This is a genomic window from Pseudoalteromonas sp. NZS127_1, assembly GCF_015864295.1.
In the GTDB taxonomy this organism is placed as follows: Bacteria; Pseudomonadota; Gammaproteobacteria; order Enterobacterales; family Alteromonadaceae; genus Pseudoalteromonas; species Pseudoalteromonas arctica.
On record NZ_JADYXO010000011.1, the window covers coordinates 38,305 to 63,585 of the forward strand.

At 39.9% G+C, this 25,281-nt stretch carries 19 protein-coding genes; 4 read left to right on the forward strand and 15 right to left on the reverse strand.

The genetic code is table 11. The features are described 5' to 3' along the window. Positions 1-10 precede the first annotated feature (10 nt). Genes panB through I6F50_RS11500 form a run of 3 tightly spaced genes read left to right on the forward strand, consistent with a single transcriptional unit; the run spans position 11 to position 1,923 of the window. Positions 11-805 (forward strand): 3-methyl-2-oxobutanoate hydroxymethyltransferase, encoded by a 795-nt coding sequence (gene panB / locus I6F50_RS11490; protein WP_197176253.1) that lies wholly within the window; start codon positions 11-13, stop codon positions 803-805. Continuing rightward, positions 805-1,653: a pantoate--beta-alanine ligase gene (gene panC, locus I6F50_RS11495; RefSeq protein WP_007587167.1), complete on the forward strand. Its 849-nt coding sequence runs from the start codon at positions 805-807 to the stop codon at positions 1,651-1,653. Before panB ends, panC begins: the two co-directional genes overlap by 1 nt. 33 nt (positions 1,654-1,686) lie before the next feature. Then, positions 1,687-1,923 (forward strand): hypothetical protein, encoded by a 237-nt coding sequence (locus I6F50_RS11500; RefSeq protein ID WP_007587168.1) that lies wholly within the window; start codon positions 1,687-1,689, stop codon positions 1,921-1,923. Between the two features lie 233 nt (positions 1,924-2,156). On the opposite strand, the gene I6F50_RS11505 is transcribed toward I6F50_RS11500, so the two are convergent. The 12 genes from I6F50_RS11505 to I6F50_RS11560 form a co-directional block, all read right to left on the reverse strand. Next, on the reverse strand, positions 2,157-3,125 hold the full coding sequence (locus I6F50_RS11505; protein WP_197176254.1) for a PstS family phosphate ABC transporter substrate-binding protein: 969 nt from the start codon (positions 3,123-3,125) through the stop codon (positions 2,157-2,159). Between the two features lie 115 nt (positions 3,126-3,240). Next, positions 3,241-4,548, reverse strand: a complete 1,308-nt coding sequence (gene phoR, locus I6F50_RS11510; RefSeq protein ID WP_024608321.1) for a phosphate regulon sensor histidine kinase PhoR — start codon at positions 4,546-4,548, stop codon at positions 3,241-3,243. Between the two features lie 65 nt (positions 4,549-4,613). After that, a complete protein-coding gene (phoB, locus tag I6F50_RS11515; protein WP_006791869.1) occupies positions 4,614-5,303 on the reverse strand; it encodes a phosphate regulon transcriptional regulator PhoB in 690 nt (229 codons plus the stop codon). Positions 5,304-6,025: 722 nt separating this feature from the next. Next, positions 6,026-7,090, reverse strand: a complete 1,065-nt coding sequence (fba, locus tag I6F50_RS11520) for a class II fructose-bisphosphate aldolase (RefSeq protein WP_007377491.1) — start codon at positions 7,088-7,090, stop codon at positions 6,026-6,028. A 201-nt stretch (positions 7,091-7,291) separates the two neighbouring features. Next, complete coding sequence (locus I6F50_RS11525; protein WP_197176255.1) at positions 7,292-8,467, reverse strand: phosphoglycerate kinase; 1,176 nt, start codon at positions 8,465-8,467, stop codon at positions 7,292-7,294. A gap of 64 nt (positions 8,468-8,531) precedes the next feature. Further along, positions 8,532-9,548 (reverse strand): erythrose-4-phosphate dehydrogenase, encoded by a 1,017-nt coding sequence (gene epd / locus I6F50_RS11530; RefSeq protein ID WP_197176256.1) that lies wholly within the window; start codon positions 9,546-9,548, stop codon positions 8,532-8,534. Positions 9,549-9,740: 192 nt separating this feature from the next. Then, entirely contained in the window at positions 9,741-10,403 is a 663-nt protein-coding gene (locus I6F50_RS11535) for a peroxiredoxin-like family protein (RefSeq protein WP_197176257.1), read from the reverse strand. 74 nt (positions 10,404-10,477) lie between these two features. After that, a complete protein-coding gene (locus tag I6F50_RS11540) occupies positions 10,478-11,206 on the reverse strand; it encodes an SIMPL domain-containing protein (RefSeq protein ID WP_197176258.1) in 729 nt (242 codons plus the stop codon). Between the two features lie 269 nt (positions 11,207-11,475). Beyond that, positions 11,476-12,099 (reverse strand): 3'-5' exonuclease, encoded by a 624-nt coding sequence (locus tag I6F50_RS11545; protein ID WP_197176259.1) that lies wholly within the window; start codon positions 12,097-12,099, stop codon positions 11,476-11,478. Between the two features lie 15 nt (positions 12,100-12,114). Further along, entirely contained in the window at positions 12,115-13,953 is a 1,839-nt protein-coding gene (locus I6F50_RS11550) for a putative nucleotidyltransferase substrate binding domain-containing protein (RefSeq protein ID WP_197176264.1), read from the reverse strand. Positions 13,954-14,078: 125 nt separating this feature from the next. Then, positions 14,079-15,803: a sodium:solute symporter family protein gene (locus I6F50_RS11555; protein ID WP_197176265.1), complete on the reverse strand. Its 1,725-nt coding sequence runs from the start codon at positions 15,801-15,803 to the stop codon at positions 14,079-14,081. A gap of 10 nt (positions 15,804-15,813) precedes the next feature. Next, positions 15,814-16,077: a DUF4212 domain-containing protein gene (locus tag I6F50_RS11560; RefSeq protein ID WP_007377498.1), complete on the reverse strand. Its 264-nt coding sequence runs from the start codon at positions 16,075-16,077 to the stop codon at positions 15,814-15,816. A gap of 414 nt (positions 16,078-16,491) precedes the next feature. On the opposite strand from I6F50_RS11560, the gene I6F50_RS11565 reads away from it, so the two are divergent. After that, positions 16,492-19,932: a PAS-domain containing protein gene (locus I6F50_RS11565; protein WP_165727298.1), complete on the forward strand. Its 3,441-nt coding sequence runs from the start codon at positions 16,492-16,494 to the stop codon at positions 19,930-19,932. Between the two features lie 117 nt (positions 19,933-20,049). Here I6F50_RS11565 and I6F50_RS11570 read toward each other — a convergent pair whose 3' ends face one another. The 3 genes from I6F50_RS11570 to I6F50_RS11580 all read right to left on the reverse strand — a co-directional run bounded on the left by I6F50_RS11570 (position 20,050) and on the right by I6F50_RS11580 (position 25,254). Beyond that, entirely contained in the window at positions 20,050-22,695 is a 2,646-nt protein-coding gene (locus I6F50_RS11570) for a DUF2339 domain-containing protein (RefSeq protein WP_197176266.1), read from the reverse strand. Between the two features lie 127 nt (positions 22,696-22,822). After that, on the reverse strand, positions 22,823-24,184 hold the full coding sequence (locus tag I6F50_RS11575; protein WP_197176267.1) for a hypothetical protein: 1,362 nt from the start codon (positions 24,182-24,184) through the stop codon (positions 22,823-22,825). Between the two features lie 164 nt (positions 24,185-24,348). Beyond that, positions 24,349-25,254: a GGDEF domain-containing protein gene (locus I6F50_RS11580; protein WP_197176269.1), complete on the reverse strand. Its 906-nt coding sequence runs from the start codon at positions 25,252-25,254 to the stop codon at positions 24,349-24,351. Between the last annotated feature and the right edge of the window lie 27 nt (positions 25,255-25,281).

Genomic DNA, 25,281 nt, shown 5'->3' on the forward strand with positions numbered 1-25,281 from the left:
CGAGGATATTATGTCTAAAATAACCGTTTCTACTTTAAATAAAATGAAAGCAGAAAATAACAAAATTACTGCATTGACAGCCTACGACGCTAGTTTTGCAAAGTTATTTCATGATAACGGCGTTGAAGTTATTTTAGTGGGCGACTCTTTGGGCATGGTACTACAAGGCGGCGATGACACCCTTGGCGTAACCAATCAAGATATTGTATATCATACCCGCTGTGTACGCGCTGGTAGCCGCGAATTATTTGTAATTGCTGACTTACCTTTTATGACCTACTCAAGCGTAAGTGATACTTGTAAAAATGCAGCTGAGCTTATGCGCGCTGGCGCAAACATGATTAAGCTTGAAGGCGGAGAATGGCTTTACGAGAGCATTAAAACGCTTACTCAACAAGGTATTCCAGTTTGCGGGCATTTAGGCCTTACACCACAGTCAGTACATGTATTTGGTGGCTTTAAAATACAAGGTCGCGAAGAAGACAAAGCACAAAAAATGATTGATGACGCAAAAGCACTTGAAGCTGCTGGCGCACAATTATTAGTACTTGAATGTATTCCAAGTGCATTGGCAAAACGCATTACAGACGCCCTAAGCATCCCAACAATTGGTATTGGTGCGGGCAGTTTAACTGACGGCCAAATACTGGTAATGCATGACCTTGTTGGTATTTCAGCAGGTTACATTCCTAAATTTTCTAAAAACTTTTTACTCGAAACAGGCAATATGCCTGCAGCCGTTCAAAAGTATTGTACAGACGTTAAAAATGGCGCGTTTCCAAGCGCTGAACACGAGTTTAAATAATGCAGTCAATTACTGAAATCAGATCGTTACGTAGTCAAATTAAAGCATGGCGCCAAGCGGGTCTTAGCGTGGCACTTGTGCCAACGATGGGCAACTTGCACCGTGGGCATTTTTCGCTAGTAGAAAAAGCAAAAAACTTAGCCGATAAAGTCGTTGTGAGTATTTTTGTTAACCCAATGCAATTTGGTGCTAACGAAGATTTAGATAACTATCCTCGTACACTAAACGAAGATAAACAAGGCCTTGCAGAACTAGGCACTGATATTGTATTTACCCCAAGTGTAGAGACAATTTATCCAAATGGACTTGGCGCACAGAGCTTTGTAGATGTGCCTGATATTTCATTAGGTTACTGTGGTGGCTCACGCCCTGGTCACTTTAGAGGTGTTGCCACGGTAGTTACAAAATTATTTAATCTTGTACAACCCGATTACGCCTGCTTTGGTGAAAAGGATTTTCAGCAACTGCAAGTAATTAAAACCATGGCGCGCGACCTATCAATTCCGGTCGAAGTTATTGGTGTACCTACAATGCGAGAAGTTTCTGGCCTTGCTATGAGCTCGCGTAATGGTTACTTATCTGATGAGCAAAAAGCGACTGCAACCGTATTATTTAAAGCACTTAATACATGCGCTGAGCAACTTAAAAGCGGCGAAAAAGACTTCGTAAAACTTGAAAGCTTAGCTAAACAGAGCTTAGAGCAAGCTGGCCTAAAGCCAGACTATTTTGAGATTGCTCAACGAGATACATTAAAAACTGCTACAATCGAAGATACTCAATTTGTTATTTTAGCCGCAGCCTATTTTGGTGGTGTTAGATTGATCGACAATATTCAAGTCGAAATTTAATATTATTGCGACTCCATTTTAAGGATAAGAAGCATGCACACTTTAATAAAAACAAGCGTAGTCGCCCTTACTTTTGCACTATTAGTAGGTTGCCAAAACCAAGTTGAAAACCCTGAAATGAATCAGTGTGCTCAACAAAATTACCAATGCGAAAGTACATGTGAACAGCAAACAACTGCTGAGGGCTTAAAGCAGCAAGTATGCTCTGGTAAATGTGTTGAGAGCTATAATCAATGTAAAGCACAAGCCGAAAAATTAGGTAATATTTAATTCCTTAAAGTTTTTAGTTTTAGGCATAAAAAAACCGCTCAGTGAGCGGTTTTTTATTGCCTATGGTTTATCATACCAATTTTATTAAAAACATGACCATTCTAGTGTATTAAATAACTCACTAACTACGTTAAAAATTATTTATATAGAACAACTATGTATCATAATTTTAGCCTTGTTATTGCGCTATTTTCTTATCGCTATAATAACTCACTAATTTAATGCAATTGGTATTAGTTCAAACCCAGCTTTTTAAGTTCTGTTTTTACTAGCTTTGCAGAAAGTGGTACATAACCATCTTTTTCTACAATTTGCTGACCATCTTTTGAAAGTACCATTCTTAAAAATTGTTCTTCCATAGGTGATAGTGGCTTATTCGGGTGTTTATTCACATAAACATATAAAAATCGCGATAGCGGGTATTTACCTTGCGCAACGTTATCAAGTGTTGCATCAACAAAGTTATCGCCTTTTTTAGCAAGCGGTACTGTACGTACGCCCGATGTTTTATAGCCGATACCAGAGTAACCAATTGCATTTAATGAAGATGAAATTGACTGTACTACCGATGCAGAACCCGGTTGCTCATTTACGTTATTACGGAAATCACCTTTACACAGTGCTTTCTTTTTAAAGTAGCCATAAGTACCTGACACTGAGTTACGTCCATAAAGTTGAACATCTTTAGCTGCCCAGTCACCTGTTAGGCCAACATCGCTCCAACGGTTTACTTGCTCTGGTGCACCACACTTACGAGTAGATGAAAAAATAGCATCTACTTGGTCAATACGAAGACCTTCTATTGGATTGTCTTTATGTACATAAACCGCTAGTGCATCAATAGCAACGCGTACTTCAGTTGGTTTATAACCGTAGCGTCTTTCAAACGCTTCGATTTCTTTAGATTTCATTTTACGGCTCATTGGACCAAGGTTAGCAGTACCTTCGGTTAGTGCCGGTGGAGCAGTAGAAGAACCTGCCGCTTGAATTTGAATATTTACATTTGGGTAAATACGTTTGTACTCTTCAGCCCAAAACGTCATCATGTTGGCTAAAGTGTCAGAACCTACTGATGAGAAGTTACCTGAAACACCACTAATTTTTTGATACTCAGGAATATCTTGATCTAAAGCAACTGCTTGTGCAGATACGAAAGTTGTAACAGCCACACCCATTGCGGCAACTAAGTTTTTAAATTTCATGTAGGGTTCTCCGGTTTGTTCGTCCCATTTTCTAACTGCTGCCCACTCTAAAGTGAGTACATGACAGTTACATTACTCTTAAATGACACTTTTATGACTTTGCTTTTCAGCCTAATTACTTAGCTAGCGAAACTGTCTTATCTATTGAAAATTCGAAAGAAAAACACGAACCTTTGTTAACTTCACTGCTAATATTTAATTTACTATCGTGGCGCGTTAGTACATGTTTTGTAATCGCGAGCCCTAAGCCTGAGCCACCTGTTGTTCTGCTGCGGGCTTTATCAACACGATAAAAACGCTCAGTTAAACGGTTAATATGCTCTGGCGCAATACCATCACCATTATCGGTAACACTAAAACACGCTTTATTGTTTTTGCGCTGCCAACAGACTTCCACTTTGCCACCGGGTTTAGTGTAATGAATGGCGTTAAATACTAAATTAGAAAACGCACTACGCAGTTCATCCTCAGAGCCTTTAATATCGAGGGTTTTATCAATATTAAAAATAAGCTCATGGCCTTTGTCTTGATTAATTGAGTTTGCCTCAGTGTGAATATAACCAAGTAATTGCGGTACGTTTATGGCTTTATCATTGTCTTGGCGACGAGCACCTTCAATACGCGAAAGCGATAGTAATTGGCTGACTAAGCTATCCATGCGCTTGCATTGTTCAAGCATAGTATTTTGCGCTTTGTTCCACATTGCTGGCGGCGGCATCATGTCGCCATCCATCATCTCAAGATACCCAGTAACCACTGTAAGCGGTGTACGTAGTTCGTGTGACACATTGGCTACAAAGTCTTTACGCATCTGTTCTAGCTGTTTTAAGCGCGTTACATCACGCACAACAACCATAAGTTGCGTGCTTGCATAAGGCATTACCCTAAACTCAAGTACTTGCTCAATGCTATGGCCGTTATCCAGCTCAAGCGCGTCGTCAAATTCACCTTTGTGCATGTATTTAGCAAACTTAGGTTCGCGAATTAAATTATCAAGACGCTGACCATGATCGGTTGGCCACTGCAAACCAAGCACTTTAAGGGCTAATTGATTACACCACACAATACTTAAATCGTTTTGTAATACCACTACCGCATCAGGTACTGCTTCAGCCCCATCGCGAAAGCGACGAATTAAATCAGCAAGCTCATTACGTTTTTTACGATTACGATGCTGTAGATGATAAATACCTTCGAACACTTGCTCCCATGCACCCTCGCCCTCAGGTGGATTAAAGCTACGTTGATTAAGTAGCCAATCGCTCAAACGATAAAGTTGATGGTAGTGCCAAATAAGGAGGGAAAAAGATCCTAAAAATAAAAGCAAAAATGGCGCGCCAACCAGCACACCAATTAATAGTAAGGGTAAAAAATAGATAAACAGGCGCTTTACTAACGCCTGCTTATTAACAACTCGATACATACACTCACTTTACCTTAGAGTAGTAATACATGCGTATTTCATACATTAGCTAAGCTTTAAGCTGATCACAGCTTACTTGAAAAACGATATCCAGCACCACGTACAGTTTGCACCAAACGGTCATGTCCAAGTGGGCCAATTGCTTTACGCAGACGACGAATGTGCACATCAACCGTGCGATCTTCTACGTAAACATTAGTTCCCCATACATGATCAAGCAGTTGTTCACGGCTATAAACACGCTCTGGGTGAGTCATAAAAAAGTGCAGTAATCTAAATTCGGTTGGCCCCATATCAAGCTCGTTACCTTCTGAGGTAACACGATGCGAAATAGGGTCTAAACGCAGGCCATGTACTTCAATAGCTTCTTCTAATGAGGTTGGCGATACACGGCGAATAACCGCTTTAATACGCGCCATAAGCTCTTTAGGAGAAAACGGCTTAGTTACGTAATCGTCAGCACCTACTTCAAGACCGCGTACTTTGTCTTCTTCTTCGCCGCGAGCTGTAAGCATAATAATTGGGATTTGACGGGTGTGTTCGTTTTGCTTAAACTTTTTAGCAATTTGAATACCGCTTCCACCTGGTAACATCCAATCAAGTAAAACCATATCTGGGTAAGGTTCAACCATAGCTGCAATAGCAGAGTCGTAATCTTCTGCTTCAATTGCTTGAAATCCATTTTGCTCTAAAACAAAAACCAACATCTCCCTGATAGGAGCTTCGTCATCTACGACTAGTACTTTACGTGACATTCCAATTTATCTCTTACGCTATCGAATTAGTTTTCATTATTATGACTAAGTATGACATTTTTATGAAAGTGTAACGTGTAAATTAAAATGGTGGTAAAAAAAACACAAATTAGTGACAAAAAACCTCATTAACGTCATATTTTTAAAACCTTTTTAATATTTAACGTAATAAAAAGAGATTTACGATAAATTTTTAAAATGTCATATTTTTTAAATTACCTGCTTTTTTGCCCGTATTTAAATTACTACATAATACAAAATTAGCTGGGATCATTGTTTTACTAACCCATACTTTTTTACAGATCGACGGCTTAAAAGTAACTTTAAAGCCATTTTAAAATTAACATACCCGCCTGTGTAACAATCAATACGTTTAAAAATAGATCTAAATTTTACTAAGCCCCAAATAAAGGATCAGATTTTTACCAAGCCGATCCACTCTCAGATCAGAGTTGTACCTAGTCAAAGCCATAAGTTGTTGATTGTTTATACAAATAAATAACGATCAAATTATTTCAAAGGCTAAAATAGCGCCAAAGTGGAGTTGGCTTAGTAAAGTAATGATCCGAAAGTGCTATGTTAGTAAATGCGTGATCCAAAAGTACGGCGTTGATAGTACAGTGATCTGATCAATAAAAGCCGTACCCGTAATATAAAAGCGCAGGCATTAAAAAAGCCAGCAACAAAGTTACTGGCTTAAATGATCAATTATAAACGATCTATTATCTAATTTTAGGGTCTAGTTCGCCGCTTAAGTATTTAAGGTGCATTTCATCAAGTGAAATTGGCTTAATTTTACTAGCCTGACCAGAAGTACCAAACGAGTTGTAGCGAGCAACACAAATCTCTGTCATGGCTTTAGTTGCTTCAGCTAAGTATTTACGTGGATCGAAGTTAGATGGGTTTAATGCCATATGACGACGAATTGCACCAGTAGATGCTAAACGTAAATCGGTATCAATATTTACCTTACGAACACCAAACTTAATGCCTTCAACAATCTGTTCAACTGGCACACCATAAGTTTCTGGAATTTCGCCACCGTACTGATTAATAATTTCTAACCACTCTTGAGGAACAGAAGACGAACCATGCATCACTAAGTGCGTATTAGGAATACGGGCATGAATCGCTTTAATGCGATCAATCGCTAAAATGTCATCTGTTGGTGGGCGAGTAAATTTATAAGCACCGTGCGAAGTACCACAGGCAATTGCAAGTGCATCAACGTGTGTTTTATTTACAAAGTCAGCCGCTTCTTCAGGATCCGTTAGCATTTGCTCAGTGGTCAATATACCTTCTGCGCCAACACCATCTTCTTCGCCAGCTTCACCTGTTTCAAGTGAACCAAGTACACCTAACTCGCCTTCAACCGATACGCCACAAGCATGCGCCATAGCAACAGTTTCGCGCGTTACTTCTACATTATATTCGTAGCTCGAAGGGGTTTTACCGTCGCTCATTAACGAGCCATCCATCATTACTGATGAAAAACCAAGCTGAATTGAACGCTGACATACACCTGGCGATGTGCCGTGATCTTGGTGCATAACAACAGGGATATGTGGCCATTCTTCAACGGCTGCTAAAATCATATGACGAATAAATGGAGCACCAGCATAAGCACGTGCGCCAGCTGATCCCTGAACGATTACAGGGCTGTTTGTTTTGTCAGCCGCTTCCATTATTGCGCGCATTTGCTCTTGATTGTTAACGTTAAAAGCAGGTACGCCATAACCATGCTCAGCGGCATGATCTAAAAGTTGTCGCATACTGATTAAAGCCATTGGGTATTCTCCAATTTATCGACAGTAGTTCCCTACCATCTAGTTTGAACGGATGTGTTAGTTTGGCGTTATAACAACGCCACGAAAAACCACTGCTTTGCAGTAATATTCCGTCTAAATTAACTATTAAATTAGGGTGAGAGGTATTTAATAATTAATTGTCGGTAAGGGCTATTACCCCCTCACCTTACGCTACTAAAATTACTTAGCGCGCGACTCTAGCATTTCAACTGCTGGAAGTTTTTTGCCTTCTAAAAACTCTAAGAACGCACCACCACCAGTAGAAATATAAGAAACTTTATCGGCAATGCCGTATTTATCAATTGCGGCTAAGGTATCACCACCACCAGCAATTGAAAACGCATTTGAGTTAGCAATTGCTTGTGCAATAGCACGTGTACCATTACCAAATTGGTCAAACTCGAACACGCCAACAGGGCCATTCCATACAACAGTGCCCGCATTTGCAATAATTTTTGCAAGCTTGCTCGCTGTATCAGGACCAATATCAAAAATCATATCGTCGCTTGTTACTTCGCTTACATCTTTAAGCGTAGCTACAGCAGATTCCGAAAACTCATTACCAACAACTACGTCAGTCGGTACAGGAATTTCACCATTATTAGCAATCGCTGCTGCACATAAACGGTTCGCTTCGTCCATTAAATCAGGTTCGTAAAGCGATTTACCAACTGGGCTACCTGTTGCAGCAATAAAGGTATTAGCAATACCGCCGCCGGTAACTAATTGGTCAACAATTTTAGAAAGTGAATCTAAAACAGTTAGCTTAGTAGATACTTTAGAACCACCTACAATCGCCACTAATGGACGCGCTGGATTATCAAGTGCTTTGCCTAACGCTTCAAGTTCAGCTGATAACAATGGACCTGCACATGCCACATCGGCAAATAAGCCAACGCCATGCGTAGATGCTTGCGCACGGTGAGCCGTACCAAATGCATCCATTACATATACATCACACAGTGCTGCTAGTTGCTTAGATAACGCTTCGTCGTTTTTCTTCTCGCCTTTGTTAAAGCGCACATTTTCAAAAACAACCACTTCATTATCAGCAATATCAACACCGTTTAGGTAATCTTTTTCTAAACGTACAGTTTGCTCAAGGGCATCGTTTAAGTAATCAGCTACAGGTGCAAGCGAAAACTCTTCATCATATTCCCCTTCCGTAGGACGGCCAAGGTGTGACATAACCATTACTTTAGCACCCATCTCAAGCGCTAATTTAATAGTAGGTAGTGCTGCACGAATACGCGCATCTGACGTCACTTTACCTGCTTTAACTGGTACATTTAAATCTTCACGAATTAATACGCGTTTGCCGTTTAAATCTAAATCTGCCATTTTTATGACCGACATGAACATCTCCTTAGTTAACGATACTGAACCTGAAAAATACGTTTAAAATTATTATATTAATAAATTACTTATTCACTGCCATCATAGCACGCGCTGTGTCGAGCATACGATTAGCAAAACCCCATTCGTTATCACACCATACTAATAACTTTATCAGTCGTTTGTGACTAACACGTGTTTGTGTGCCATCAATAATACAAGAATGTGGGTCGTGATTAAAATCAACCGATACAAGCGGCTCTTCGGTATAACTTAAAATACCTTCTAAGCGGTCTTTTGCTTGCGCTTTAAGTGCATTATTTACTGCATTTAAATCTACATCGGTATTAACCGTTACACTTAAATCCATTGCCGTTACATTTATAGTAGGTACGCGTACGGCGATGGCTTCAAAACGGCCTTTAAATTTAGGTAAAATACGGTCTATACCACGGGCGAGCTTTGTATCAACTGGAATAATTGATTGGCTTGCAGCGCGAGTACGACGTAAATCATGATGATAACCATCAATCACTTGTTGATCGTTCATCGACGCGTGAATTGTTGTAATAGCGCCCGATTCAATACTAAATGCATCATCAAGTACTTTAATAACCGGCACAACACAGTTAGTTGTACACGACCCGTTAGACACAATTGTGTGTTCGCTTTTAAGCTCATCGTCGTTAATGCCATACACAATCGTAGCATCAACATCGTTATCGGCCGGATGCGAAAACAACACCTTTTTAGCGCCTGCAGTAATATGTAACTGTGCGTGTTCACGCGAGTGATAAACACCCGTACATTCAAGTACAACGTCTACATCGAGCGTTTGCCAAGGTAATTCAATTGGGTTTTCTTCACAAAAAAGTGCAATGGTATCGCCTGCAACACTAATGGTGTCTTCACCAAGTTTTACAGGAAAAGAAAAACGACCATGGGATGTGTCGTATTTTAATAAATGAGCAATAGCTTCAGGATCAGCAAGTTCGTTAATCGCAACAATTTTTATATCGTCGCTCAAACCAGACTCGTATAACGCGCGGACAATATTTCGACCAATACGACCAAAACCATTAATTGCAAGTTTGATTGCCATGAAATATAAAATCCACTCTTTTAGCTTGCAGATAAAGGCAATTCGCCTTTTAGATGGCTGTATTGTAATCGACCTTGAGTATTATTATAAGAGGGTAGCATTAGAAACTTTAAATTAAGAGCAAAGAGCTTACGCCTTGCAAGCTCTTTAATGGCTCTGGGCTTTTAGACTAAGCCTTGTAAATTAAGCTTTTTAAACTAGTTTTTTTAATGCATTAATTATATCTTCTGGCTCAGAGCGAGTACGGTAATCAACATCAACATAGCGCCAAGTCACTTTACCTTGTTTATCTAAAACAAAGGTGGCAGGAATAGGTAAAATACTGCCATTTCCGTTATTCAGCGACTCTAAATCTAGGCCTCTGTCTACTCGCATATGCTCTAGTAAAAATGTAGGTACTTGCCATGCTACGCCATAGCTTGCTGCTACATCCGCATTTTGATCCGACAGTACTACAAAATCCATTTTACTTATTTCGTTTTCGCTCATTGAGCCATCGGGTACTTGCGGGCTAATAGCCACCAGCTGCGCACCTAAAGCATGAATTTCAGGTAAACGTGACTGCAGTGCTTTCAGTTGTAAATTACAGTACGGACACCAACTACCACGATAAAAAGTAATAACCACAGGGCCTTGTGCAAGTAGCTCTTCTAATAAAACTTGCTCACCTTGTTGGTTCGGCAGCTCAAAGCGTGGGGCACTTTGAGCTAAATTAAGTGCATTAGCACCCTCTTGAAAGGATTTTGCTTGAGCAATACTTTCATCAACACCTTTCATAAAATCAGGATTACCTTTTCGCCCAGCGGCTACTTTTGCCTCGGTTTGTGCTTTTAACGTGTTGCTTTCATCGCTCATAGTATCGCTACCTTCAAATTAATCAAAAACGTAAAGCCAGCTTACATTATGAAAATGTATTTGAAATGAAAATTTTAGTTAGTTATTTCTAAATCAAACACCACGTTTATTGATGATTTAAAGCTTACCGTTGGTTGTAAATAATTTTTGCGAGCTTTAGGAAATGAATCGCTCATTGGATTTACTCTATCTATTTTTTTAACCGCTGCACCAAAGCCACTGTAAACGCTTTTTTGAGTTAAGCTAATAGTGCGTACTTCACCCACTTTTTTACCAAAGGAGTTAGCAAGCACATTTGCTTTTTCTTTTGCGTTATTAAGTGCTTGTTGTGTGGCTTGTGCTTGTAACAGCTCAGATTTTGAAGATAAAAACTCAGTATTTTGAATCGTATTTACTTTTAAACTCAATAAAAAATCACTTAGATCATTCACTTTTTCAATGTTTTTTAGTGTTACTTCAAAGGTCCTTATAGCTGCATATTCAGCGGGAGCCTGATGCCCTGTTTCAACGTAATCCATACCCGTTTTTTCAACTTTAACACTTGAGGCAACTACATCATCGGCAGTTATTTCAAATTGATTTAGTCCGCCAATTAGTAAATTAACTTTATTATCAAGATCGTTCTTAGCTGCTAAAGGTTCGTTTTTAATACTTATAATTTGAAATAGTAATTTAGCGATATCAGGATTGGCAAGCACCTCTGCAGTCCCTTGAACCGAAATTTGACGGCTTGTAGGTAAGCTTGAATTAGCAAAAGTGATGAGTGGGAATAAGGTTAAGAAAATAGTAGTGATGAGTTTCATGTTCGTTCCTTGAAGCGATAACTATTTAAAGTAATGATTAGACACTTAGTACCTATAATTATACAGCTAATAGTAAAAGTAAACTGTCCTTTATTGTAGGCGGGAGTTTACCTCGCGCGGCATAAAGCCCCGCCTACAGCCAACCTACGTCAATTCGCCTATTTTTATCTTTTTTACCACGACTACATGATTACTTTAAATAGGGTAACCGCCTCTTTATGTAGGCGGGAGTTTATCTCTCGCGGCATAAAGCCGCGCCTACAGCCAACCTACGTCAAATCACCTACTTTTAGCTCTTTGCCACGGCTTATTTGATGGCATTGGGCTAGCAGTAACTCGGCGGTCGCTTGTGCATCGGTTAATGCATGATGGCAATGATAGCTTGGTAACTCATAACGTGTGCGGCAGGCATTTAGGGTTAAATCATCTTGTTTTATTTCAGTTGAATGATGCAGTAAGCGCTTTTGTTCAATATGGAGCGTGTCGATTATGAGTTTAGGACGTATAGTTATATTGGCATTTTTAAGCGCTATTTTTAAAAAACCCCAATCGAGCATGGCATTATGAAACACTAAAATGCAGTCGCTAAAATGACAGCTCAATTGCGTTAGTATGCTATTTAGGCTCTGTCCTTTTGTTATAGCATCGTCACTAATTCCATGAAAAACAGGGCTTTGCTCTAAGCTTGTAACCTCTTTATTTATAAGGTGCTGTGACTCACTCATTTTTATACATTGGTTATCTATTATCACCCATGCTACCGATACAATTTCGTGCTGTTTTGCATCAAGGCCAGTGAGCTCTAAATCAATTACTAAATAACGCTGTTGTAAGGCATTTTTACCGAGTAATTTACGGCGTTTTAAATACCGAGTGAGCAGCTTTTTTACCATGTTAGCAACCCACCATCATAAACTACCGCGAGCAAACTTAAACGCGGCGGCTTGCTGCGCTTGTTTAACAAGGTAAAACGCTTCTTTTAGTTGATGGCGCTCTAGTGAGTTTAATTTATTAGGATTAATACAGTTGCTTGGTAGGCCCTCTTCGTTTATTTGTGTACTCAAGCGAAGTTGCGTTAAGAACCGCCAGCAGTCTTTTAGGTTGTATATATCCTCTTTGCTGATCAGTTTGTGTTTTAGTAGTGCGTCTAATCGCTCTTGCGTGTTGGCGCGCCTAATACCCGCTTTTAGAGCGTACAAACGTACTATGTCATTTATAATCACGACACCTCGCTTTTTTAAATCTATGTATTTATTATTTTGATCTGTTTTTTCGGTTTTAAATTTATTAAATAAACCAATTGGCACGCTGTTACTGCTTATATCGCTTGCCATTGCGGCATAGAATAAGTCGTTACGCGATATACGAATTAGTTGCTCGCAAAAAGCCGTGTATAAAGTGTTAGAGCCTTCTATAAAGCGCAGATCAAAAAATATTTTACAGTTAAGCATTGCATTGGGTGTGGGGCTTTTTATCCATTTAAAAAAGCGCTCGCTCCAGTCATTTACGCTCATTCGGCACTCATCGCTGCTTGCCATAATATTACCTGGACAACGCCTAATGCCGCATTCAACCAAGTTTTCACATACAAACTCACCCATGCTTTTAAAGTAAGCGTGCTGATCGATGGTTAAGTCGTTAGGGAGTAATAAGCCGTTGTCTTGATCTGAATGCAGGGTTTGTTCTTCTCGTGCTTGCGAGCCAAAGCAAATAAAACTAAAACTGGTTGGTGCTGCGCCATGCTCTTCTTGAAATAAGTGAATAAGGCGCGACGTAAGCGCATCGGTTAAACCACTGAGTAATTTACCAATTAGCGATATGTCGTCAATGTTGTACGAAAAACCACGCAAAAGTTCGGGAATTTCTTTAGCGTAGCGTTTTAAATCTGTAACAGTATGCGCTTTATATATGCGCCCAATAAGCTGTACGGGGTCGCTTTTTTGTTGGCGCAGTAAATCGGTGCTGGTTATCATCCCTATTGGGTTATGGTTTTCGTCAAGCACGGGTAAATGATGAATATTGTATTTAAGCATTAAGTGCAGCGCCGAAAACACCCGGTTGTTTTCAAATATAAACTTAGGCTTGGCGGTCATAATACTGCTTACTGCGTCTTGTGGATCTACCTCGTCGGCAAGTACTCGATTACGTAAGTCGCGGTCGGTTACCACCCCTACTAAGTGCGCGTGCTGCGTTATCATTATTGACGACACACCATGCTCTTTCATTTTTTTAGCGCTTTGCCTAATACTTGCATCGGGCGAAAGCGTAATGGCGGTGCGGGTCATCAGCTCTGATATTTTACGTTCAGACCAACTATCGTTTTTACTTTTATAATGCGATGACAACAAGCGGTTTGCATGAGCGCGTACAAAGTATTGCTCAAACGATTTATATTCTCTGCGTAAAAAATCAAAGTGCGTTTGAGAGAGCATATACACTATGCCCTCTTTTTGTACTTCCAACCTATTTTGAATTGCCTCACCGGTTAACAGCGACGGAAAACCAAAATAGTCACCTTGCGCTAAGCGTGTAACAACATCACCCTTACCATCAACTAGGTCATACAAACCAGAGCGAATTAAAAACAGTTTAGGGTTTTCACTTTGTAACCACTGAGTTTGGTTTTCGCGGGTGAGGTAAATAATATCAAGATGATTTACAAAATATTCGCATGCGCTGCTATCAAGCATAGTAAAAGGCGCTTGCAAACAAACGTATTGGGCTATTTCTTGTTGTTCTACACTCATTGTATTCGCTCTTTAAATGGTGATGTACCAATCTAATGTACTTATTTATTAAACAAATAAAAAGCCCGACTAAAGTCGGGCTTTTGGTGCTTTATGTTTTCTAAACTATATCTATAAATTATAGCCTAGTGGTCGTGTGCTTCTGCAGACCCTTTTGGGTTACGAATGCTTTCAACCATTTCTTGAATTTCAACCGGTGTAGGTTTAGTAAACTTAAGAACAATTGCAGCAACTGCAAAGTTAATAATCATACCAATTAAGCCAATACCTTCAGGCGAAATACCTAAGAACCAGTTTTCAGGGCTGTTTAGCTCTGGGCTAACAAACTTGAAGAAGATGATATACGCAGCGGTAAAGCCAATACCCGTTACCATGCCTGCAATGGCGCCTTCGCGGTTCATTGTTTTAGAGAATATACCCATAATAATTGCTGGGAAGAAACTCGCTGCCGCCAAGCCGAATGCAAATGCCACTACCGATGCCACAAACCCAGGCGGGTTAATACCAAAGTACGCGGAGATAACAATAGCGACCATGGCTGCCAACCTCGCTGCAAGTAACTCTTGCTTGTCAGTAATATCGGGCTTGAGAGTTCGCTTGAGTAAATCGTGCGAAACGGAGGTCGAAATAACCAGTAGTAAACCTGCTGTTGTAGAAAGTGCAGCGGCAATACCACCAGCAGCTACAAGTGCAATTACCCATGCTGGTAAGTTAGCAATCTCTGGATTTGCTAATACCATAATGTCGCGGTCTACGTTTACTTCGTTAGCACTGCTCGGATCGGTGATTTTACCCGCCGTGTAGAACATTTTGCCATCGCCGTTTTTATCATCAAATGTAATTAAACCTGTGCGTTCCCAGTTTTTAATCCATCCAGGTGCTTCTGCGTAAGCTGTACCGCTACCGTCTTTACCATTAATAGTATCAACCATGTTTACTCGAGCAAAGGCTGCAACCGCAGGTGCTGTAGTATAAACAATCGCGATGAACACAAGTGTCCATGCTGCAGAAATACGCGTGTCTTTTACGCGAGGTACAGTGAAAAAGCGAACAATTACATGTGGTAAACCAGCAGTACCTACCATTAACGCGCCAGTAATAGCGAACACGTCAATCATGCTCTTAGAGCCTTCGGTATATTGCGCAAAACCAAGTTCAGCGCTTAAGCCGTCTAGTTTATCAAGTACGTACACGCCATCGCTGCCAATTAATGTGGCACCAAAACCGGTTTGTGGGAAGAAATGACCCGTCATCATCATCGAGATAAAAATGGCTGGTACAAGGTAGGCAAATACAAGTACACAATACTGCGCTACTTGTGTGTAGGTAATGCCTTTCATGCCGCCAAGTACCGCATAAAAGAATACAATCACCATACCAATGTAAACACCGGTTTCAATTTCTACTTCTAAAAAGCGTGAAAATACGACGCCTACGCCACGCATTTGCCCTGCAATGTAAGTAAAACAAATGAATATGGCACATACAATTGCTACTAAACGCGCGGTGCGTGAATAGTAACGGTCGCCAATAAAGTCAGGAACAGTAAACTTGCCGAATTTACGTAAGTAAGGCGCTAAACACATGGCTAATAGTACATAACCACCTGTCCACCCCATTAAGTAAACGCTGCCATCGTAACCTGCAAACGAAATAATACCCGCCATTGAAATAAACGACGCGGCGCTCATCCAATCGGCAGCCGTTGCCATACCATTAGCAAGAGGAGGTACGCCGCCGCCTGCTACATAAAACTCTTTAGTTGAACCCGCACGGGCCCAAATTGCTATGCCGATATAAAGCGCAAAGCTTAAACCAACAATTATAAACGTGAGTGTTTGAACATCCATTGCTTAGCTCCTATTCGTCTACGCCGTATTTTTTATCTAACGTATTCATTTTGAAAACGTACACAAAAATCAAAGCAACAAAGGTATAAATCGCGCCTTGCTGGGCGAACCAGAAGCCAAGTTTAAACCCAAAAAAACGTACTTCATTAAGTACATCAACCAGTAATATGCCAAAGCCGAAAGACACGATAAACCACACTGCTAATAGTTTAAATAACAGCGAAATGTTTTCTGCCCAATAAGCTTTTGCTTGTTCTTCATCTTTAAAAGCCATTTTTGTTTTCCCCTTTAAGCACCGCAATATCGCGATGAGTGGTTTTTTATCTTCGCTTACCAATTTAGCAACGCTGGTTACATATTGAATTGAGACCATAGTCGTAACAGCTTGTTAACGTTTACGTAAACTGTATTTATCATTCAAACGTATTTTATACATTTTCATTTTATTTCAATTGGTTAGCTTAATTTTTTGAATTGGCTTTACTATTAAATTGGTAAGTTGTTTATTAATGCGACATTAGTCTAATGCTTGAGATGATTTTATTTTTATTATTAATATTCAATAAGATAGAAATAAAATGAAAGTTTTATTTTAAATTCAAGCCTCACACTTAACCTCAGTTCTGGTATTGTGTTAATCCCTCATAGGGTTGAGGGACTATTTAAAATAATAAGGTTTAATAACAACATGACTGCCGTACTCATTATTGTTGCTTTAAGTTATATAGGTGTGCTGTTTTGGCTCGCCAATTGGGGCGATAAAACAACCCCTTTGGCGAAGCGTATTAGCCATCACCCTTTTGTGTATTCACTCTCACTTGGGATTTACTGTACCTCTTGGACTTACTACGGCTCAGTGGGTACAGCCGCCACCAGCAGCTGGAGTTATTTGCCAATATTATTGGGCCCTGCGCTGCTGTTTTTATTCGGCCAAGGGTTTTTACGTAAGCTGGTACTGGTAAGCAAAAAACAAAACATAACGACTATTGCTGACTTTATTTCAGCTCGTTACGGCAAACGCCAAACTACCGCTATTATGGTTACTGTAATCGCCTTACTGGCGACTATTCCCTACATTGCACTGCAATTAAAAGCGCTTAGTACCAGCTTTTTACTTTTGCAAAACAGTAATAAAATATCAGGCGATATGCTCGCGCTTTCTGCCACATTAATTATGGCCTTATTTGCAATATTTTTTGGTACCCGCAAAGTTGACGTAACAGAGTATCGCTCTGGGTTAATGCTTGCTGTCGCGTTTGAATCGATGATTAAACTTATTGCACTTATTGCTGTAGCAGGCCTTGCTGTTTACACCTTATTTAATATGCCAGAGCCTACTTCAAATAAAGTAACCGAGTCGATTTGGGCCCATTGGAGCGACTTTAACTTCTTTAGCTTTAACTTTATTGGCCAGTCTTTAATGGCTGCGGCCGCTATTATATGTTTACCACGCCAGTTTCATGTAACCGTGGTCGACAATCAAAACAAACGCCACTTACTTACCGCTCGCTGGGCTTTCCCGCTGTATTTACTATTAACTGCCGCAATGATTTTACCTATTGCGACTGCGGCAATTCATCCTGAAATTGGCAGCGGCTATTCACCCGACAGCTTTGTACTTGCCCTACCGTTAATTAACGACAACGCCTTTTTAACTACCTTTGTATTTATAGGTGGTTTATCGGCCGCCACCGCAATGATAGTGGTAGCAACGCTTACATTAAGCACGATGATTTCAAACGATGTGGTATTACCCCTAATGCTACGTCGTAAATTTAAACGCAACTTAATTACTACCAGTTATAAGTCTCGAATTTTACTTGTAAGGCGCTTTGCTATTGCAGGCATATTAATTTTGGCCTATTTCTATCAACAATGGTTTGGCCATAGCAGCGCGCTGGCAAGTATGGGCTTAGTTGCTTTTTCACTTGTTACTCAATTATTACCCGCTATTGTGGGCGGTTTATACTGGCGAAAAGGCCATGCTTATGGGGTTTATGCAGGTTTAGTAGCGGGCTTTATTTGCTGGGTACTATTTTTAATGCTGCCAATACTCGATGCCGGAGCAACGCTTGATAGCGAGCTACAACAAACGCTTATAACTCGTGGAACCTTGATAGCTTTGTTTGCCAATATTGGGTGTTATATTAGTTTTTCACTTGGGGCTGAGGAGCGCTTAATTGATAAGATTCAGGCAGCTGCTTTTGTTAACCCTAAAGATCAGGCTATTTTATCAAGGCGCTTAAATAAAGACGTAAAAGCCACTGTTTACGACTTTAAAATACTACTGCAAACCTTTTTAGGTATTCAGCGCAGCCAACAAGTATTGGCGCATTACGCACTCGCCCATCACTTAAGCGATAACAACGCACACCCAGAGCCTGAATTTATAGCCTACTGCGAACGCGCGTTAACAGGCGTGCTTGGCGCATCTTCCGCGCAAGCATTAATACATACGGTATCGTCGGGTAAGCGTATGGCGTTTGAAGAAGTTGTAAACTTTTTTGACGAAACCACACAAGCGCTGCAATTTAATCAAAATCTGTTATTTACCTCACTCGAAAATTTAAGCCATGGTATTTCAGTTGTCGATAAAGATTTAAAGCTAGTAGCTTGGAATAAACGCTACAGCGAAATGTTCGGCTACCCTGAAGGATTTTTAGAAGTAGGCCAACCCATAGAAGATATTATTAGATACAACGCTAACCGTGGTGAATGTGGCCCTGGTGAAATAGAACGCCAAGTAGAAAAACGTGTGCAGCATTTAAAATACGGCAGCTCGCATCACTTTATTCGCCACCGTCGTAATGGCCAAGTATACGAAATGATTGGTAATCCGCTGCCCGATGGCGGATTTGTTACCAGCTTTTCGGATATTACCAATCACATAAGTACGCAAAATGCGCTTGAAGAAGTAAACATGGATCTTGAAAACCGCATAGAAGCGCGAACTCAAGAAGTGCAAACCATTAATAGAGACTTACAAGCTCAAATAGATAGCCGTGTACAAACCGAGCAAGCACTTACTTTAGCCAAACGAGAAGCTGAGCAAGCCAACGACAGTAAAACGCGCTTTCTAGCACTGGCGAGCCACGACATTTTACAGCCGTTAAACGCAGCACGTTTATACCTTGCTGCCATTGACGAAAAGCAACTCGACAGCACTAACCAAAACAGCTTTGAAAAATTAGGCGACAGTCTCGATTCAACCGTGCATTTAATGTCGGCACTACTTGAAATAGCCAAGCTAGAACAAGGCGCTATGACCCCAACCCCTCGCCACTTTTATATTGAAGATATTTTAGCGCCATTGCAAAGTGAGTACGCTATTTTATCAAGTGATAAAGGCCTTAAGCTTAGTGTGCGTTCACACCAGCAAATTGTGCACAGCGATATAACCTATTTGCGCCGAATTATTCAAAACTTGGTCTCTAATGCAGTTAAATACACCGATAATGGCCGTGTATTAATTGCCTGTAGGAACCGAAAGCACAATTTACGAATAGAAGTATGGGATACAGGCCCTGGTATTAGCGAAGTAGAGCAAGCAAAAATATTTAACGACTTTTACCGTGTTGAGTCGGGCGATAACAAAGGCGTAGGCTTAGGCTTAGGTGTTGTAAAACGTATGGCTGATTTATTAAGTTTGCCGCTTGATGTGCATTCTGAGCCTAATAAAGGTAGCCGTTTTAGTATTGAAGTACCTTATGGAGACGAGCAGTTTGTACAACAAAAAAGTACTACAAACAGCTTAATAGAAAACCGTGCAGCAATTAATATTGTTGCTGTAGACGACGACCCTGAAAACCTAGCTGCAATGGCAAGCTTACTTAAAAAGTGGCAAGCTAATTACACACTGTTTGATAATGTAAATAATGTACTGGCGCACGCTAAAGAAAACGGTGCACCCGATGTTATTTTAATGGACTATCAATTAGGTAGTGACTGCGATGGCATAACGCTAATTAAAACCCTGCGCGAAATTTGGCAAAGCCAAGTACCCGCTATTTTAATTACCGCAGTACGCGACACCGAGCTTAAACAAGAAACCAAAGCCGCTAATATTCATTATTTAAGTAAACCAATTAAACCGGGCAAACTAAAGGCACTGCTTAATCACAGTACATAGTCATCTAGTTAAAAGTATTCTAGTAAAAAGTGCTCTAGTTAAAAGCTATCAAGTAATAGCGTAAAACAAAAAGCCCAGTATCTTCACTGGGCTTTGCTTTATAAAGTGTTTATAAAGTTAAACTGGATTTACTCGGCTTCTAAGCTTTTGGAACAACCAACTTAATCCCACCAACGAAAGTCCTAATCCAATAAACGAAAGCGCTTTAAGTAAGCCCTCCAAGTTAGCCATATCAATTAAAAACACTTTAACAATAACTGCAGCTAGTAAGCCTAAGCCTATTTTTTGTATTAATAACTGGTTTTTTAAATGACCAAAAATAACAGTACCCGCCCCCATTACTAACCAAATAACAGAGTAGCTATAAAGCTCTGCATTACTTGCGCCTTTTGATAAGTAAATATAAGGCCCTTGCCAGTATTGGCGAATAAAGCTGTTTATTGCCAATAATATAAACCCACCCGCAACGGCCAATATAAATGGCGTAGCTTTAGCGTTTATTGGTTTTACAAGCTTGGCCAGCCAAAGCGTTAATCCTGCAGGTACTAACCACAATAGTAATAACCAGTTAAATATTGGCAGCTCACCTATGTAAAGTGATTCAAATAATGGGTTGTCGTCAAGCAGTGTTTTAATAGCAAAAAGCCCTGCTAACCCTACAAGTGCAAAGCCCGCCACTTGGTATAACTTAGCTAAAGTACCGGCAAGTTTTGCTCTGTGTAAATACACACACCCTAATGCCAGCCAGTTACAGGTAAGGAGTATTTGTTCGTAAAAGTTAAGTGAATCAAATTGCGGATAATGCCCTACTAACTGATAACTTGTTTCGGTTGTAATAAAAAGTGCTAAACAATGAAGGGCTGCACCTTCTAACCATACTTTTAATTGAGATGCTTTAAAGCACCTAGCTGCGGCAAAAAATAACGCAATACATAACGGATAAACCACAATGCTCCAATGCAAACCAAATACCGTGAGTGCATCGTAACTTGGCGTCCAAGGTGAAAGCGTAAGGCGCAGTAATAACGCAGCAACCAAGGCTTTTATAGGCCAATGTGGCATAGGCACGCTATAGCGTTTAATAAGTACGCTTATAAGTAATACTTGTACAGCAAGAGCAATGGTTAGGCCGCTGTCACTTAGTAGCATGGTAATTGCTAACGTAATATTGGCATTAGCGCCTACCCAATAAGTAAAACGCTGAAATAGCGTTGTATTATGTTGCGCGAGCTTTATTAAAATAGCGGCGACTACAAACAATACAACGGCCCAAAGTGGATATGCAGTACTTAACGCGGAATTAGGAATAAGCGTATATAAAGTCGCTATCATTACAAATACACTAAATGCTCCCGTAATATGAAACGCTAAACGCTTAATCTGTTTTTTACCGTAATAAAGCCCAAAAGCGGTAAGTAACAATCCGAGTAATAAACCCAAACCGTATTCATTTTTGAATACAAAGAGGGCGTCATCAAATAGGTTTGGCGAAAGATGCGTGCGCTGAGCGCCTATCACTAATAGTGTTGAAATAACTAACGCTACGCCCTGCCAAACATCCCAACGGCTATTTTTAAGGACTAAAAACAACACCAATACAATACTCAACACGCCGATTGTTTGCCACTGCATATCAAAGTGACTTATTAGCATGGTAAATATTAAGGGCGCCATAAAGGCGAGTAATAATGCATGATCTGGAAGCACTTTAATTAAGCGTTTTAAACTGTGCGGGCGATGTTCAATAACATTCAGTTTTAGACCTAAGCGCGGTATAGCAATTAACCCAATAATACTAAGTAAAGCAAATGCCCCCATTAACCAAACGGTATTAATTTTAAGTAATGTAAAACCAACTAAATACCAACCAATATGCCCTGCCCATAATAAATACCACAACCAAGCTCGCTGTACTTTATGTGCAACTAACGCAGCCGACAGGCTTACAAAGCCAACATACATTAACAACGCAAACAAATTACCACTGCCAGTGCTAACCCATATTGGTACGCTGTAAGCGCCTATAATACCAAGCACGGCTAATAGCGGGCCTAGCCTAAGCGCCATCGCACTTGCACTAATTGCTATAATAGCTAACGCAAAAAATGCCACGGTAGGGCTCAGCATGTCGTAATTGCTGTAAGCTAAAAGCGTTAAAGCAAAACAGGTAATAAACCCGCCACTGGCAAGCGCTGCGGGTATGTAATTATTAAAGCCTTCAAATATAATGCGTTTATGGTGCAAATAAGCTGCAGCTGCAATTAAGCCAAGTCCAAATAAGCCGCCTAAGCTCAGCCTCATTACAGGCGATAGTAAACCCGCCTCTAGGCTATATTTAGCTAAAAATATCCCACCAAAAGCAAGTGCGATAGCGCCTATCCAGGTCATCCAGTTTTGCTCAAACCCTGCGCGTAGTTTATTAAAGAGTAATTCTATGGCTGATGCTTTAGCTGGTTTGGCTTTTTTAGGAGGCGCTGATGGCTGATTTATTACCGGTGGCGACGCGCTTTGGGGCGTTAAGTTTGGCTGTGTTTTATAAGCAATTGGCTCAGACCTTGAAAGCGCTGCCTGAGCAATAGACGCTTCGCTTTGAGGTTCACTTTGCGATATCGGTTTATGTGTTTGTAAGTGTGTTACTTTGGCCCTTAAAACAGCAACCTCTTGTTTTAATCCATTTAACTGCACTAGCGCTATTAAGCCGCAAATAGCACCGGCAACTACAACCAGTATTACTATAACGGCTAACCCAACTAAATCATCCATGGCACACTCTTATTAATTATTATGCCCTGAGTGTACCTAATTATTAATAAGTAGGTAAATTTTGTTCAATAAAAAAGCCTAAGCGCTTGTAGGCGCTTAGGCTTTACACTACTTAAAATATGTAAATTTATTCAACACTATCGGTAATAGTACGCTCTAGAGTCATTTTATAACCTGAGCTTGTTGTTTCATCATGCTCTAAAATCAATATGTAGTTACCCTCTTGTGTAAAGTCCATATCGCTTTGTTGAATAAGCACAATTTGCTGACCGTTATCTTCATATATAGCATAAACAGTGTAGACTTGGTTATCTACAACTTGCTCTTCTTGGTCATACTTATCTAGGCTATCAACTACGTTACTGGTGTCGTCTACTGTTTCGCCGTTAAGAGTAAAGTATACATCAACATCTGAAACCGACTGCCCTGCGTAGCTTTCAATTAGGTTTACAACCGATACCGTATGACTGTAGCTACTTGGTGTTAAGTTTTCTTCAACGCTCATCATGCGTAAGCCGTTATCAACGTCGTTATAAAAAATACCCACCGCGCTTTGCTCGCGCTCTAGCGTCATTAAAAAGTTATCAGCGAGTTTAGTACCTTCTTCGTCATACATAGCAACGCTATAACTATTAGGCGAAAGCTCAACGTAGTCAGTATACGAGTCACTTGCTACTGTATTTGTTGTATTTACAGTTGTACCGCGTGTAGTCGAAAAGCTAACTGGCGAGTAGTCATCAACCGTATTTATAAAGCGTAATTGCCCTAACGCAGATTGGTGTTTAAGTTCAGTTACGTAGTTATTATCGGTTACTACATCAAGCGTAATACCACTGTCTTCTGTTGCATAACTTGGGCGGATCATCGCTACATAACTTGCTTCATCGTATAAATAAACCGATGACGACTCATACATAACATCACTGCTACCAGCTTTAGTTATGTAAATAGTGTAATAACCTTCATCAATACTTTGCAGGTCTAACTCACCTAAATATTGAGCCGATGAAAAAAGTGTCGCGCTTTCAAATACGCCATCATCAGTTGCTAAATAAATATCGTAGTTAGTGTCCTCCCCTGCAATATTATAAAACCCTAAGTTAAACTCACCCGTGTCGCTTGTAATAGGTACGCTAAGCTCTGTAAATGTAGGCTCATCAAAGTTACCACTCATTACTATTAATTGAGTTTTATCGCCTTTAATAGATACTTCTTGGTCGCTAATTGTTATATAGCTGTCGTTAGCATCTAGGTACTCAAAACTTACGTCAAAAGTGCCTGTGCTGTAGTTGTGGCGAGTTGTTACATCGGCAAAATCAGCGCCTGAGCGCTCTGTTTCTTCAACAAATAGACGTGTGTATGGGCTGTTATACGAGCCATTATACATTTGAATGTAGCCTGTTGAGCTTGAGCTATCGTCAGAGCCGCAGCCCGACAAAACAGTAATTAGAGTTAAGGGTAATGCAGCTTTTAAAAGGGAGTTGGTCATTAAGGTTATTCCTTATTATTAATATCCCCATTATGACCCAAACATTCTATTTTAATTTCATGATTTACAAAGCATTACCCTCACTGACACTTACTTACGAAAACGTTAAAAAGTGTTATAAATGTGCAAACAATAAGGACGTGTTTTTATATAATTAAGAATGCTTACGAGGCAACTTCAAAACGATCTCGACCATTCTTTTTAGCTAAATATAAAGCTTGGTCGGCGCGTTTCATTACTTTATCTAAAGGCTCATTAGGCATTTGCATTGCAACACCTATACTCACTGTTAAGTGGCGAATATTTTGAACGTTAATAGTATGCGCAATGGTAATTAATTGCTGTGAAAAATCACAAGCTTGCAACATGTTGCTTATAGGTAAGTAGCCACCAAACTCCTCACCACCTAGGCGAGAAAATTTATTATTATGTACAAAAGCATTGTCATATTTGGTTGCTAATTCTTTAAGTACTAAATCACCGACATCGTGACCAAATTCGTCATTAATAGCTTTAAAGTGGTCTATATCGATAATTAAAATAACGTAAGGCGAGTGCTGAGAATTTTTAGCGTGCTGATAAAAATAGCGTCTGTTATGTACCTTCGTTAAATCGTCAATAATTAGCTCACGTGCTAATCGGTTATTAATGCTTTGTACAAAGCGCATCGTTTTAAATAAACCATAAGAAGTTAAAAGCATGCCGCTGGTTCTACATAAGTCTTCAAAATAAACACTTACCCAGTAAGGCTGAACAACTAACTCATCAAGCACATCAGCTGTCGTTCCAACGCTCCAAAGTAATAAACCAAAACTAGAAAAAATATATGCCTGTTTAGATAGCTCAGAACATTGAACCATCCAAAACAGAAATATAATGACAATTAAATTAATAAAATCGGTAGTAAAACCATACACATTGTTTTGTACATTTAAAGGAGGGAAAGTATCTAACGCGTAAGCTGTAAACGTAACGATATAGATCAATAAAGCTAAACTGAAAACTCTATTGATCAAAGGCATTTTATAAAAGTTAGAAAGTTTAACGGTGAGTTTTACTGTTTCAATCATATTAATAGCTAGGTTTTCAGTACTTCA

Bases quoted from the DNA above. Each gene is read 5' to 3' on its own strand.
- panB (WP_197176253.1), top strand. From the start codon at position 11: ATGTCTAAAATAACCGTTTCTACTTTAAATAAAATGAAAGCAGAAAAT.
- panC (WP_007587167.1), top strand. From the start codon at position 805: ATGCAGTCAATTACTGAAATCAGATCGTTACGTAGTCAAATTAAAGCA.
- I6F50_RS11500 (WP_007587168.1), top strand. From the start codon at position 1,687: ATGCACACTTTAATAAAAACAAGCGTAGTCGCCCTTACTTTTGCACTA.
- I6F50_RS11505 (WP_197176254.1), bottom strand. From the start codon at position 3,125: ATGAAATTTAAAAACTTAGTTGCCGCAATGGGTGTGGCTGTTACAACT.
- phoR (WP_024608321.1), bottom strand. From the start codon at position 4,548: ATGTATCGAGTTGTTAATAAGCAGGCGTTAGTAAAGCGCCTGTTTATC.
- phoB (WP_006791869.1), bottom strand. From the start codon at position 5,303: ATGTCACGTAAAGTACTAGTCGTAGATGACGAAGCTCCTATCAGGGAG.
- fba (WP_007377491.1), bottom strand. From the start codon at position 7,090: ATGGCTTTAATCAGTATGCGACAACTTTTAGATCATGCCGCTGAGCAT.
- I6F50_RS11525 (WP_197176255.1), bottom strand. From the start codon at position 8,467: ATGTCGGTCATAAAAATGGCAGATTTAGATTTAAACGGCAAACGCGTA.
- epd (WP_197176256.1), bottom strand. From the start codon at position 9,548: ATGGCAATCAAACTTGCAATTAATGGTTTTGGTCGTATTGGTCGAAAT.
- I6F50_RS11535 (WP_197176257.1), bottom strand. From the start codon at position 10,403: ATGAGCGATGAAAGCAACACGTTAAAAGCACAAACCGAGGCAAAAGTA.
- I6F50_RS11540 (WP_197176258.1), bottom strand. From the start codon at position 11,206: ATGAAACTCATCACTACTATTTTCTTAACCTTATTCCCACTCATCACT.
- I6F50_RS11545 (WP_197176259.1), bottom strand. From the start codon at position 12,099: ATGGTAAAAAAGCTGCTCACTCGGTATTTAAAACGCCGTAAATTACTC.
- I6F50_RS11550 (WP_197176264.1), bottom strand. From the start codon at position 13,953: ATGAGTGTAGAACAACAAGAAATAGCCCAATACGTTTGTTTGCAAGCG.
- I6F50_RS11555 (WP_197176265.1), bottom strand. From the start codon at position 15,803: ATGGATGTTCAAACACTCACGTTTATAATTGTTGGTTTAAGCTTTGCG.
- I6F50_RS11560 (WP_007377498.1), bottom strand. From the start codon at position 16,077: ATGGCTTTTAAAGATGAAGAACAAGCAAAAGCTTATTGGGCAGAAAAC.
- I6F50_RS11565 (WP_165727298.1), top strand. From the start codon at position 16,492: ATGACTGCCGTACTCATTATTGTTGCTTTAAGTTATATAGGTGTGCTG.
- I6F50_RS11570 (WP_197176266.1), bottom strand. From the start codon at position 22,695: ATGGATGATTTAGTTGGGTTAGCCGTTATAGTAATACTGGTTGTAGTT.
- I6F50_RS11575 (WP_197176267.1), bottom strand. From the start codon at position 24,184: ATGACCAACTCCCTTTTAAAAGCTGCATTACCCTTAACTCTAATTACT.
- I6F50_RS11580 (WP_197176269.1), bottom strand. From the start codon at position 25,254: ATGATTGAAACAGTAAAACTCACCGTTAAACTTTCTAACTTTTATAAA.